Source organism: Enterobacter sp. PGRG2 (assembly GCF_030291195.1).
Lineage (GTDB): Bacteria > Pseudomonadota > Gammaproteobacteria > Enterobacterales > Enterobacteriaceae > Enterobacter_D.
On record NZ_CP127837.1, the window covers coordinates 2,439,060 to 2,451,470 of the forward strand.

Consider the following 12,411-nt stretch of genomic DNA (forward strand, 5'->3'; position numbering starts at 1 on the left):
GCGCATCTGTAAGTAAATATGTCGTGCTTATTTTACTTCCAGACCTTTCGCCTGCATGTCGGCGTGATAGGACGAACGCACAAACGGGCCGCAGGCGGCATGGGTAAAGCCCATCGCCAGCGCTTCGGCTTTCATCTCATCAAATTCGTCCGGGCTGACGTAGCGCTGTACCGGCAGGTGATGGCGGCTTGGCTGCAAGTACTGACCCAGCGTCAACATGGTGACACCGTGGCGACGCAGATCGCGCATCACTTCGATGATTTCGGCGTTGGTTTCACCCAGGCCGACCATCAGACCGGATTTGGTCGGGATCTCCGGGTGCGCTTCTTTAAAACGCTCCAGCAGCTTCAGCGACCAGTTATAGTCCGCGCCAGGGCGTACCTGACGGTAGACGCGCGGCACGTTTTCCAGGTTGTGGTTAAACACATCCGGCGGCGTGGCGTTCAGGATGTCCAGCGCGCGATCCATACGACCACGGAAATCGGGAACCAGCGTCTCGATTTTGATGGTCGGGCTTTTCTCGCGGATGGCGGTGATACAATCAGCAAAGTGCTGTGCGCCGCCGTCACGCAGATCGTCGCGATCCACGGAGGTGATCACCACATAGCGCAGCGCCATGTCAGCGATGGTTTGCGCCAGTTTATTCGGTTCATTCGCATCAGGCGCGACCGGACGACCATGAGCAACGTCACAGAACGGGCAACGGCGGGTACAAATCGCGCCGAGGATCATAAAGGTGGCGGTGCCGTGGTTGAAACACTCCGCAAGGTTCGGGCATGACGCCTCTTCGCAAACAGAGTGCAGGCCGTTTTTGCGCATAGCCGCTTTGATACCCTGGATACGGGTGGAGTCTGCCGGGAGTTTGATTTTCATCCACTCCGGTTTTCTTAACAGGGCTTCACGCTCTGTTACCACGTTTTTGACCGGGATAAGAGCCATCTTATCGGCGTCGCGGTATTTAACACCGCGTTCCATCACAATGGGTTTACTCATAGCGTGCGTGTTCCAGTTGCGAATAACGAAGGAAAGCTTTTCAATTCAAGGGAATGTTGTATTTATCAACTATTTTTGAATTAGCTGCGCCGCAGTATACCATTGAAAAGGGTGATAAAGCAGCCTGACGGCCCGGCAAATTGTAAAATAGTTGTTGATTTGTGCCTTTACTGCCAGGGCACGCCGCCGTTATGTCAGGCAAACTCTCCCGTCAGAATGCACGGGATATTACATTGATGACGTTTTCCAGTACCGGATCGCGCATACTCAACTTGTTGTAATACAGAGAAATTTCAATCTGCTCATTGCTGACTGCCGGGAATTCAATCTCCTGTAACGGCCAGCAGGCGCTGAACAGGGTAAATAAACGGAAGGGCATCAGCCCCAACAGGTCACTGTTGCCGATCAGTGCTGCAATGGTGAACATATTGTAACTGCTAAAGCTCACCTGACGCTCAGGGAAGAGTTCCTGTATGCGCTGACGTAATACGCTCAGGTGCTGTCCTTCCAGCATCAACATCGTGTGCTCATACTGGCGCAGCGCCTCTTCAGTAATGGGCTGTTGCAGGCAAGGATGATCTTTTCGGCACATTAGCACCAGACGGTCAGAATAGAGCACATGCTGATTAAGCGCGCGGGTGCTCGGCAGATGCGTATCGATAATTAAATCAGTCTGAAACTGACTGAGCTGGCTTTCCCCGTCGTTAATGGGAATATTGCGCAGCAGCAAATGCGGCGACTGTGCTTTGATAGCCTGATAAATGGTCGGAATAACCAGCGCGCCAAGCGAGGGCGGCGTGCCCAGCGTAATGGTGCGCTGTTTATCATAGCTACCGGTGAGATCCAGCGCCCCCAGAATAGACTCCAGTCCCAGGCTGATATATTCGTGCAAATGCGTCGCATAGGCCGTTGGCGTCACGCCCTGGCCTTTACGGATAAACAGCGGATCGGGAAAGATAGTACGGAGCTTCTGAATGGACTGGCTGATGGCTGACGGAGTGAGATTAAGCACTTTTGCCGCATTCACAATGCCTTTATGCACGTAAACGGCTTCGAAAATCGTCAATAAATTAAGATCGATATTGCGCAATGTACGGAAGATCTGCGGTTTTGCGTCCTCGGGACGTTCTGTTATTCGATTTTCCGACGGGTCATTATAATCCACGCGTAAACTCCGAATTTATTCATGCGATGAATAATGCATAACAAATAAGTGTGATGATTATTAGCGCGCAGGACAGGCAATCACCAGCAGTGATTGCCCTGCGCTTTGATTTTCCTGCTGACCCCAGATGAAATCGTCAGCATGAATAATATATTAGACGCTAATATGTTGATGCGGGGGATTATTAAGTAAATTTAGGAAATTAGCGACTAATCGCGGGCCGGTTTTATCGGTGCTGGCGTCAGCAACCCACTGGCTCATTTGCGCCATTTCCATTCCTGCATAACCGCAGGGATTAATGCGCTGGAAAGGAGCAAGATCCATGGCGATATTTAACGCCAGGCCGTGAAAAGAACAGCCTTTGCGAATGCGCAGTCCCAGCGAACAGATTTTCTTGCCGCTCACATAGACGCCAGGCGCATCCGCGCGGGGATAAGCTTCAATATCTGACTCCGCCAGCGTGTTCACCACGGTTTGTTCCAGCAGGGTGACCAGTTCGCGTACGCCCAGCTTGCGGCGTTTCAGGTTTAACAGCACGTACATTACCTGCTGACCCGGTCCGTGATAGGTTACCTGGCCGCCACGGTCGCTCTGGATCACGGGAATATCCCCTGGCATCAGCACATGTTCGGCTTTTCCGGCCTGGCCCTGGGTAAACACCGGATGATGTTCCACCAGCCAGATTTCATCAGGCGTGGCGTCGTCGCGGGTATCGGTGAATTCATGCATTGCCAGGGAGACGGGCTCGTAAGGCTGTAAACCAAGGTGACGGATAAGGATCGTATCCTGAAGCAAAACAGCATCTCCGGAGAGAGGGAAGGGTGGCAGGAGTATATCATAATGACGTGTTACCTGAGATGCCCAGGTAACACGCCTGTTAATTACAGTACCATACGCACGATGTCGATATTGCCGAGCTCTTCGTACAGGGTTTCAACCTGCTCAATATGCGTCGCGGTGATAGTGATAGAGACCGAGTGGTAATTGCCTTTGCTGCTCGGTTTTACCTGCGGAGAGTAGTCACCAGGCGCATGGCGCTGTACCACTTCCACCACCTGATCAACCAGCTCCGGTTTCGCCTGACCCATTACTTTGTAAGTAAAGGGAGTCGGGAATTCAAGCAGTTCGTTAAGTTTGGTTTTCATGTCAGCTCCGGCGTTACAAAAAAGAACAACTCCCGCCACAGGGCGGGAGTTTTATTGATGCATAGTATATGGGGATGAAATTCAGACTTTCAAGTGCTGAATTTTTAACCAAACCAGTGGTGGAACATCAGCTTGATATAATCAATGATTTTGCCAAAGAAATTGCCTTCCGGAATTTCCTGCAACACCACCAGCGGACGCTGTTCAATGGTTTTGCCATCAAGCTGGAAGTTAATGGTGCCCACTACCTGATTTTTTTGCAGCGGCGCGTGCAGCTCCGTGCTGGTCAGCACATAGCTGGCCTTCAGATCTTTCATGCGGCCGCGCGGAATGGTCAGATAAACATCTTTATCCACGCCGAGGGAGGCGCGATCGCTGTCGCCAAACCAGGCGGGTTCAGAAGCAAACTCTTTACCTGCTTTGATCGGGTTAACAGTTTCAAAGAAACGGAAGCCCCAGGTCAGCAGTTTTTTGCTTTCGGTTTCACGGCCTTTAAAGGTGCGCCCGCCCATCACGGCGGAAATCAGACGCATCTGGCCTTCGGTTGCCGAAGCCACCAGGTTATAGCCTGCTTTATCGGTATGACCGGTTTTAATACCGTCAACGTTCAGGCTGTTGTCCCACAGCAAACCGTTGCGGTTGGTCTGGCGGATGCCGTTAAAGGTGAACTCTTTCTCTTTATAAATAGAGTATTCGTTTGGCACATCGCGGATCAGCGCCTGGCCAATCAGCGCCATATCGCGGGCGGAGCTGTACTGACCTTCAGCGTCCAGGCCGTGAACGGTCTGGAAATGGGAGTTTTTCAGGCCCAGCGCGTTAACGTAGCTGTTCATCAGGCCGACAAAAGCGTCCTGGCTGCCCGCGGCAAAATCGGCCATCGCCACGCAGGCGTCGTTACCGGATTGCAGGTTGATACCACGGATCAGCTGGGATACCGGCACCTGCATGCCTGGTTTCAGGAACATCAGCGAAGAGCCTTTGAACACCGGGTTGCCGGTTGCCCAGGCATCGTTATTGATGGTTACCAGGTCCGTTTCCTTGAACTTGCCTGCTTTCATGGCCTGACCGATGACGTAGCTGGTCATCATTTTGGTCAGGCTGGCCGGATCGCGGCGAGCATCGGCATTCTGCTCCGCCAGCACTTTACCGGAGTTGTAATCAATCAGGATGTAAGACTCGGCATCGATCTGCGGCACGCCGGGGATCATGGTTTTGATGTTCAGGTCATCGGCATGGGCAGCAGACAGAGTTGCGGCTGTCAGCGCGGTGGTGAGCGCGAGGCGCTTCACGAAACGAACGGAAAAAGTGGTCTTCATGGTCAGAACAACGACATCCGTGATGGAGTGAAAAAAAGTGCCTTACTATAGCAAAAGCTATAAGGGCAGGCATCTGACTTTCCGCATGATTTGTGAATGAAACTTACACAAATTGACAAAGTAAGATGCCCTGTTGGTATTTACTGCGCGCTGGCAATAAAGGATTGCAGCTGAGCTTCGCTCTGCAGACGTGACTGTAACGCGCTGGCGTCAGCCTTGCTGCTAAACGGCCCTAACTGAATACGCCAGACCGCGCCGTTTTGTACCACCCGACCCGGCACGGAAAACTGCTGTGCCAGACGCTGCTGATACTGCTGCGCGCGAGTCTGATCGCTGACCGCGCCCACCTGCACGACATAGCCGCTGGCAGCACCTGCGGCGGCTGGCGCTGCAACGCTACCCTGCACGGAGCCGGGCGCGGTGACTGGCGCGGCAGGCGTAACCGGTGCGGCGGCATGCGCCGGGGTAGCCACGACAGGCTGTGGCTGAGCGGCAGGCGGTTCGTTACCTTCCAGCACGCCGCTTGCAAGTGTGGTCGGCGCGCCGAGGAATCCGCCGCTGCTGACCGGTGCGCCCAGCGTGTTTTCGCTTTTCAGCGTATCGTTGCTGATCGGCTGCACGTCAGCCTGTGCCTGCTCAGGCTGCGGGAGGCTGGAGGCGCTGCCCATGCCGCCGGTCAGATCCGGACGGGCGGGCAGGGCGTATGTCTGTTTCGCCACCGTCGTACAGGCGGTGCCAGGCCCTGACAGCGTGCCATCCTGCGCCACGATAATCGGATCGATGCGCACTTTGGTATTGTTGGAGTTGTTCAGACGATCCGCGGCGGCACGCGACAGGGAAATCACGCGATCGTTACCATAAGGCCCGCGATCGTTAATACGCACCACGATCATACGGCCGTTCGCCAGGTTGGTGATCCGCGCATAGCTCGGTACCGGCAGCGTCGGGTGCGCGGCGGTGAGCTGCATGGGATCGAAGGCTTCGCCGGAGGCGGTCAGATTGCTGCCGGGTTCGGCATCATAAATGGCCGCCAGACCCGCCTGGCTGAAGCGCGACGGATCCTGGACGATTTTATAACGCTTGCCATCGCGTTCGTAATCCTGATTCACGGCAGGGTTAAGTGACTCGTAGCGCGGCTCAGCCCCGCCAATTTCAACAACCGGGCCGTTACATACCGCAGGCTGCGGCGCAACCGGCGCGGGCTGTTGTTGAGTGTCACTTGTACATGCTGCCAGTAATCCTGCTGCTATGCAGACTGCAAGCCATTGCTTACGCATTGCGCACCTCTTATACGCTTTTTGACAACATTTTCCGGTGGGTATGAATAGACATCACAATACCAAACCCGGCCATGAGTACGATGAGAGCGGAGCCTCCATAACTGACCAGCGGCAGAGGAACCCCTACCACCGGCAGAATACCGCTCACCATACCAATATTTACGAAGACATAAACAAACAAAATCAGCATTAAGCCACCGGCCATCACACGACCAAAGGTGGTCTGCGCGCGGGCGGCAATATACAGCCCACGAATAATCAGCAGCAAATAGAGCGCCAGCAGCACCAGGAAGCCCACCAGACCCAGCTCTTCCGCCACTACCGCAAAGATAAAGTCAGTGTGCCGTTCGGGCAGGAATTCCAGCTGCGACTGGGTACCATGCAACCACCCTTTACCGCGCAGCCCGCCGGAGCCAATGGCAATTTTCGACTGAATAATATGATAGCCCGCGCCCAGCGGATCGGTTTCCGGATCGAGCAACATCATCACGCGCTGTCGCTGATAATCATGCATCAGGAAGAACCACAGGATCGGGATAAAGGCCGCCAGCAGGATCGCCGCAATGCCGATCAGACGCCAGCTCAGGCCGGATAAAAACAGTACGAACAGACCGGAAAGCGCGACCAGAATCGACGTACCCAGATCCGGCTGCGCCGCCACCAGCAGCGTTGGCATAAAGATCAGCACCAGCGCAATAGCGGTATTTTTCAGCGAGGGTGGGCAGACGTCGCGGTTAATAAAGCGCGCCACCATCAGCGGCACGGCGATCTTGGCGATCTCGGAGGGCTGGAAACGCACAATGCCGAGATCAAGCCAGCGCTGCGCGCCTTTTGAGATCGCGCCGAAGGCGTCCACCGCCACCAGTAAAATAACGCAGATGATATACAGATAGGGCGCCCAGCCTTCGTAGACGCGCGGCGGGATTTGCGCCATCACCACCATCACCACCAGTCCCATGGCAATCTGCCCGATCTTGCGCTCGGTCATGCCAATGTCCTGGCCGCTGGCGCTCCAGATCACCAGCGCGCTGTAGGTCAGCAGGGCCAGAATAATCAGCAGTAACGTCGGGTCGATATGGATTTTATCCCAGAACGATTTCTTGTTCGGATTATCCGTCATGATCATTGGTCCTCTGCTGCCGCGGTTGCCGGATTTTCCGCAGGCAAATCGGTATTGTTATCGCCCAGCATAATGTGGTCGAGGATCTGGCGCATGATGGTACCGACCGCAGGGCCAGCGCCGCCGTTCTCCAGAATAATCGCCACCGCGACCTGGGGTTTATCGTACGGCGCAAAGGCCGTCATCAGTTTATGGTCACGCAGACGTTCAGCGATCTTATGCGCGTTATAGGTTTCGTTGGCCTTCAGGCCAAAGACCTGCGCAGTACCGGATTTGGCCGCCACTTTGTAAGGCGCATCGGCAAAATACTTATGCCCGGTGCCGTTTGCGCGGTTAGCCACGCCATACATACCGTCTTTGGCGATTTCCCAGTAACCGGAATGAATATCGCCCACCGGCGGCTGTTCCGGCTGTTTCCACGGGATCTGCTGACCATTTTCCAGCGTGCTCATTAACAGATGCGGCACTTTAACCACGCCGTCGTTAATCAAAATCATCATGGCCTTGTTCATCTGGACCGGCGTTGCCGTCCAGTAACCCTGGCCGATACCCACCGGAATGGTGTCACCCTGATACCAGGGTTTTTTGAAGCGCTTAAGCTTCCATTCGCGGGTTGGCATGTTGCCGGAGCGCTCTTCAGCCAGATCAATGCCGGTGTATTTGCCGTAGCCGAACTTGCTCATCCATTCGGAAAGGCGGTCAATCCCCATATCGTAGGCGACCTGATAGAAGAAGGTATCCGCCGACTCTTCCAGGGACTTGGTGATGTTCAGATGCCCGTGTCCCCATTTTTTCCAGTCGCGATAACGCTTCTCGGAGCCCGGCAGCTGCCACCAGCCTGGGTCAAACAGGCTGGTATTGCGGGTGATCACCCCCGTGCTTAAGGCTGATACCGCGACGTAAGGCTTCACCGTTGACGCCGGGGGATAGACGCCCTGGGTCGCGCGGTTAACCAGCGGCGTGTTCGGATCGTTAAGCAGGGCGCTGTAATCTTTGCTGGAGATGCCGTCGACAAACAGGTTCGGGTTATAGCTTGGCATGGATACCATCGCCAGAATGCCGCCGGTGCGCGGATCGGTCACCACCACCGCCGCGCGGCTGCCCGCCAGCAGGGTTTCGATATAGCTCTGTAGCTTCAGATCCAGCGTCAGGGTAATGTCATGACCGGCCTGCGGCGGCACTTCTTTGAGCTGACGGATCACCCGGCCACGGTTGTTAACTTCAACCTCTTCATAGCCGGTCTGCCCGTGCAGGACGTCTTCGTAATAACGTTCGATTCCCTGTTTACCAATATCATGAGTGGCGGCGTAGTTAGCCAGCTTGCCCTCTTTATCGAGGCGCTTCACATCGTTATCGTTGATTTTGGAAACATAGCCAAGCACGTGGGTCAGGGCGGAGCCATACGGATAAAAGCGGCGTTTATAGCCTTTGACTTCCACGCCAGGGAAACGGTACTGGTTAACGGCAAAGCGCGCGACCTGCACTTCTGTCAGGTTTGATTTCACGGGAATCGAGGTGAAGCGGTGCGAGCGGGCGCGCTCTTTTTTAAAGTTGGCGATGTCGTCATCAGTCAAATCGACCACGCCACGCAGCGCATCCAGCGTCTGCTGCACGTTGTCGACTTTTTCCGGCATCATCTCCACCTGATAAATGGTGCGGTTCAGCGCCAGGGGGATGCCGTTACGATCGTAAATAATGCCGCGACTGGGGGCGATGGGCACCAGTTTGATGCGGTTTTCGTTCGAGCGCGTCTGGTAGTCGGTATGCCGGAGAATTTGCAGATTATAAAGGTTGGCGATCAGGACACCAGAAAGCAGCAAAATCCCCGTAAAGGCGACCACAGCCCGGCGCACAAACAGCGCGGACTCAGCCGTATAGTCGCGAAAAGAATTCTGTAATTTCATCCGCTGCGTAATCTACCTGGTCTCATTACTCTCGGTGATAAGGATGGTTGGTAGTAATGCTCCATGCACGATAGAGGCTTTCCGCCACCAGTACCCGAACCAGCGGGTGGGGTAGCGTCAGTGCAGAGAGAGACCAACTTTGTTCAGCTGCCGCTTTACAGGCAGGGGATAACCCTTCCGGCCCGCCGATCAGCAGGCTGACGTCGCGTCCGTCCTGCTTCCAGCGTTCCAGTTCATGAGCCAGCTGCGGCGTATCCCAGGGTTTGCCCGGAATATCGAGGGTGACGATGCGGTTTTTGCCAGCCGCAGCCAGCATTAACTCACCCTCTTTATCGAGAATGCGTTTGATATCGGCGTTCTTACCGCGTTTTCCGGCGGGAATTTCTACCAGCTCGAACGGCATATCCTTCGGAAAACGACGCAGATATTCAGTAAAGCCGGTTTGTACCCAGTCCGGCATTTTGGTGCCGACGGCGACCAGTTGCAGCTTCACGCATTAACCCCAGAGTTTTTCCAGCTCGTACAGCGCACGGCTCTCTGCCTGCATGACGTGAACAATCACTTCGCCTAAATCGACCACCACCCAGTCGGCGACGTTTTCGCCTTCCACGCCAAGCGGCATCATGCCCGCCGCGCGTGACTCCTGCACCACATGGTCGGCAATCGACATCACATGGCGGGTGGAGGTGCCGGTGCAAATAATCATGCAATCAGTGATGCTGGACTTACCCTGAACGTCAATTTTCACGATGTCCTGACCTTTCAGGTCATCAATTTTGTCGATAACAAAATCCTGGAGTGCTTTACCCTGCAAGTGTTCCCCCTGGGAGCGTACATATAGTCATTAATGAAGGTATGACAGTATAACTGAACTGTCATTCTGGCGGGACACATGCCGCCAGTAAGATTTTTGAAAGTGGGCTATCATCCCACCCGCGGCAGGAGATTGCATCGCCATTTTTGTAAAACAATTTCTTAAAGACTTTGCATGGCGGGGCAAGTCCGGCAGCGGAGGATAACAGCCTTGCCGGGCGTGTCAATCATGTAATGACGCGCAGGACGATTATCCGGCGTCCGGCTGCCAGACCGCGCGGCTGTTCAGTACGCTCAGGGTGGCAAAATCCTCGTGAAAATCGATGGCGCTCCACGCCCCCTGTTCGACGCGAAAATGCCACAACGAGGCAGCAGGCATGTTAAGCAGCGTGGCGATCAGTAGACTGATCACCCCCTGATGGCTGACAATCAGCACGTTATCGTGGTGCTGCCAGTCACGCAGCCCGGCAATAAATTGTTGCACGCGCTGTGAAAAATCCTGAAACCCTTCGCCGTTGGTCGGCACGGCGTTCTGCCAGTCGAGACACCAGGCGGCGTAATTATCTGCGTCTTCCTGTTTTAAATCGCGATGATGGCGCAGTTCCCAGTCGCCAAAAAACATCTCATTGAGCAGGGGCGTGGTGTGCAGCGGAATATCACGGTCGTTCAGTACCAGCCGGGCGGTATGCTGCGCGCGTTCCAGGGCGCTGCACAGCACCTGATCGAAAGGCACCTCCCGCAGCAGCGAATGCAGCGCCGTGGCCTGGGCAATGCCGCGCGGCGTCAGTGACGTCGGCGCATGGCCGCTGTACAGCCCGGCGACGTTTGCTTCGGTTTCTCCATGACGTACAAGCCATAATCGCATACGCTATCCTCCGGATATTATCTGCATAAAGTCTACCATTGCGCGCTGAGCGGGCGCGGTTTTTTCGCTCCGATAGCCGCTTTAACAGGAGTTCACCGATGGCTTTGTTTCACAGCGCCCACGGCGGTAATATCCGCGAGGCGGCGGACATGCTGGGGATCGCGCCTGACGCCCTGCTGGATTTCAGCGCCAATATTAATCCTGCCGGGATGCCCGATACGCTGCGCCAGGCGCTGGTGGATAATCTGCGTCTTGCCGAACGTTACCCGGATGTGGAGTATCAGCATCTGCATCAGGCCCTTGCCGCGCATCATCAGCTGCCTGCCTCCTGGCTGCTGGCGGGCAACGGCGAAACGGAAGCGATTTTCACCCTGGTCGATGGCCTTGCGCCGCGCCGGGCAATGCTGGTTACGCCGGGTTTTGCGGAGTACCGCCGCGCGCTTAAGCGGGCCGGGTGTGCCATAGAAGATTTCGCGCTGCGTGAAGACGCAGGATGGCAGCTCACCGGGGACATTCTGGATGCGCTGACCGCCGATCTCGACTGCCTGTTTCTCTGTACGCCCAATAATCCGACCGGCTTACTGCCCGATGAAAGCTTGCTGCTGGCCATTGCCGCGCGCTGCCGGGCGCTTGGGATCGCGCTGATCCTCGATGAAGCCTTTATCGATTTTATCGAAGGCCACTGCGGATTTATTCCTTATCTTGCGGCGAACCCGCACGTCTGGGTGCTGCGATCCTTGACGAAATTCTATGCCATTCCGGGGCTGCGACTCGGCTATCTGATTAACAGCGATGCGCAGGCGGTCGGGCGCTTACGCCAGCGGCAGATGCCGTGGTCCATTAATGCCTTTGCCGCGCTGGCCGGCGAGATCCTGTTGCAGGATACGGATTACCAGCGCGCCACCTGGCAGTGGATCAACAGGGAACGGCCACGCCTGTATCAGGAGCTGAGCGCGCTGACAGGGCTGACTCTGTGGCCGGGGGTGGCGAATTATCTGTTTTTGCGCTGCGAGGTGCCTGGGCTGGATTTACAGCGGGCGCTGCTGGAGAAGCATATTTTGATCCGCAGTTGCAGTAACTATCCGGGGCTGGACGAACGCTATTATCGGGTGGCGGTGCGTAGCCTTAAGGAGAACGACAGCTTGATCGACGCGATGCAGGCGGTGCTTAGCGATACAGGCCCTGCTGTTTGATGTAATCAAGCACGCTCTCCGGTAGCAAATCGTCGCACGCTTCGCCGCGCGACAGTCGCTCGCGGATCAGCGTGGCGGAGATATTCAGCCATGGCGTTTCCGCGAGGAAAATCTTCCCGGCGGGCAGGGCATGCAGATCGTCGATGCGGTGGGTGAGGTGCTGCTCCAGCCACTGCTGGCTGGCCTCGTCACTCATCTGTTGTGGATAACCGGGACGACGGCAGACCAGCAAATGACAGTGATCAAGAATGGTTTCATAGCGGTGCCAGGTGGGGAAGGAGAGCAGAGAATCCTGGCCGATAATAAAAGCCAGCGGTCGCGTCGGGCCTTGCTCTTCCCGCCATGCCTGAATAGTTTGCGATGACCAGGAGGGCGTATCGCGTTGCAGTTCCCGCTCATCCAGCCTGAACAGCGGTTTATCGGCAATTGCCCGCTGGATCATGGTTTTACGTTGTAGCGAACTGGCTTGCGGCTGCGGACGATGCGGCGGCACGTTATTGGGCATGATGATCACCTGCGACAGGCCGATCAGATTCGCCAGCGCTTCCACGGGTTTAAGGTGCCCGTAATGAACCGGATCGAAAGTGCCGCCAAACAGTGCCTGTAACTGATTCATC

The 12,411-nt window shown here is 55.6% G+C and carries 13 protein-coding genes; 1 reads left to right on the forward strand and 12 read right to left on the reverse strand.

The genetic code is table 11. The annotated features are described in order from the left end of the window. Window positions 1-27: 27 nt before the first annotated feature. The 11 genes from lipA to QRD42_RS10700 form a co-directional block, all read right to left on the reverse strand. The gene (gene lipA / locus QRD42_RS10650; RefSeq protein ID WP_072567734.1) at window positions 28-993 is read right to left on the reverse strand and encodes a lipoyl synthase; all 966 of its coding nucleotides are present in this window, start codon (window positions 991-993) and stop codon (window positions 28-30) included. Between the two features lie 211 nt (window positions 994-1,204). Next, window positions 1,205-2,158 (reverse strand): YbeF family transcriptional regulator, encoded by a 954-nt coding sequence (locus QRD42_RS10655; protein WP_072567735.1) that lies wholly within the window; start codon window positions 2,156-2,158, stop codon window positions 1,205-1,207. A gap of 153 nt (window positions 2,159-2,311) precedes the next feature. Further along, entirely contained in the window at window positions 2,312-2,953 is a 642-nt protein-coding gene (gene lipB / locus QRD42_RS10660) for a lipoyl(octanoyl) transferase LipB (protein WP_072567736.1), read from the reverse strand. Window positions 2,954-3,039: 86 nt separating this feature from the next. Further along, the gene (ybeD, locus tag QRD42_RS10665) at window positions 3,040-3,303 is read right to left on the reverse strand and encodes a DUF493 family protein YbeD (RefSeq protein ID WP_072567737.1); all 264 of its coding nucleotides are present in this window, start codon (window positions 3,301-3,303) and stop codon (window positions 3,040-3,042) included. Window positions 3,304-3,407: 104 nt separating this feature from the next. Beyond that, window positions 3,408-4,619 (reverse strand): D-alanyl-D-alanine carboxypeptidase DacA, encoded by a 1,212-nt coding sequence (dacA, locus tag QRD42_RS10670; RefSeq protein ID WP_072567738.1) that lies wholly within the window; start codon window positions 4,617-4,619, stop codon window positions 3,408-3,410. Between the two features lie 140 nt (window positions 4,620-4,759). After that, the gene (gene rlpA / locus QRD42_RS10675) at window positions 4,760-5,896 is read right to left on the reverse strand and encodes an endolytic peptidoglycan transglycosylase RlpA (RefSeq protein ID WP_321987080.1); all 1,137 of its coding nucleotides are present in this window, start codon (window positions 5,894-5,896) and stop codon (window positions 4,760-4,762) included. Window positions 5,897-5,906: 10 nt separating this feature from the next. Further along, window positions 5,907-7,019, reverse strand: coding sequence for a peptidoglycan glycosyltransferase MrdB (gene mrdB, locus QRD42_RS10680; protein WP_072569414.1), 1,113 nt, complete (start codon window positions 7,017-7,019; stop codon window positions 5,907-5,909). A 2-nt stretch (window positions 7,020-7,021) separates the two neighbouring features. Further along, entirely contained in the window at window positions 7,022-8,923 is a 1,902-nt protein-coding gene (mrdA, locus tag QRD42_RS10685) for a peptidoglycan DD-transpeptidase MrdA (protein ID WP_072567740.1), read from the reverse strand. A 25-nt stretch (window positions 8,924-8,948) separates the two neighbouring features. Continuing rightward, a complete protein-coding gene (rlmH, locus tag QRD42_RS10690) occupies window positions 8,949-9,416 on the reverse strand; it encodes a 23S rRNA (pseudouridine(1915)-N(3))-methyltransferase RlmH (RefSeq protein ID WP_003858701.1) in 468 nt (155 codons plus the stop codon). Window positions 9,417-9,419: 3 nt separating this feature from the next. Then, window positions 9,420-9,737, reverse strand: coding sequence for a ribosome silencing factor (gene rsfS / locus QRD42_RS10695; protein ID WP_072567741.1), 318 nt, complete (start codon window positions 9,735-9,737; stop codon window positions 9,420-9,422). 249 nt (window positions 9,738-9,986) lie between these two features. Next, entirely contained in the window at window positions 9,987-10,601 is a 615-nt protein-coding gene (locus QRD42_RS10700; protein WP_321987081.1) for an adenosylcobalamin/alpha-ribazole phosphatase, read from the reverse strand. Window positions 10,602-10,699: 98 nt separating this feature from the next. On the opposite strand from QRD42_RS10700, the gene cobD reads away from it, so the two are divergent. Continuing rightward, the gene (cobD, locus tag QRD42_RS10705; RefSeq protein ID WP_321987082.1) at window positions 10,700-11,794 is read left to right on the forward strand and encodes a threonine-phosphate decarboxylase CobD; all 1,095 of its coding nucleotides are present in this window, start codon (window positions 10,700-10,702) and stop codon (window positions 11,792-11,794) included. Here the strand turns inward: cobD and nadD are convergent. Then, entirely contained in the window at window positions 11,769-12,410 is a 642-nt protein-coding gene (gene nadD, locus QRD42_RS10710; protein ID WP_321987083.1) for a nicotinate-nucleotide adenylyltransferase, read from the reverse strand. The two genes, cobD and nadD, sit on opposite strands and share 26 nt — an antisense overlap. Between the last annotated feature and the right edge of the window lies 1 nt (window position 12,411).

Coding starts and splice junctions, on each gene's coding strand:
- QRD42_RS10700 (WP_321987081.1), bottom strand. CDS start 10,601: ATGCGATTATGGCTTGTACGTCATGGAGAAACCGAAGCAAACGTCGCC.
- rlpA (WP_321987080.1), bottom strand. CDS start 5,896: ATGCGTAAGCAATGGCTTGCAGTCTGCATAGCAGCAGGATTACTGGCA.
- nadD (WP_321987083.1), bottom strand. CDS start 12,410: ATGAATCAGTTACAGGCACTGTTTGGCGGCACTTTCGATCCGGTTCAT.
- dacA (WP_072567738.1), bottom strand. CDS start 4,619: ATGAAGACCACTTTTTCCGTTCGTTTCGTGAAGCGCCTCGCGCTCACC.
- lipA (WP_072567734.1), bottom strand. CDS start 993: ATGAGTAAACCCATTGTGATGGAACGCGGTGTTAAATACCGCGACGCC.
- mrdB (WP_072569414.1), bottom strand. CDS start 7,019: ATGACGGATAATCCGAACAAGAAATCGTTCTGGGATAAAATCCATATC.
- cobD (WP_321987082.1), top strand. CDS start 10,700: ATGGCTTTGTTTCACAGCGCCCACGGCGGTAATATCCGCGAGGCGGCG.
- ybeD (WP_072567737.1), bottom strand. CDS start 3,303: ATGAAAACCAAACTTAACGAACTGCTTGAATTCCCGACTCCCTTTACT.
- mrdA (WP_072567740.1), bottom strand. CDS start 8,923: ATGAAATTACAGAATTCTTTTCGCGACTATACGGCTGAGTCCGCGCTG.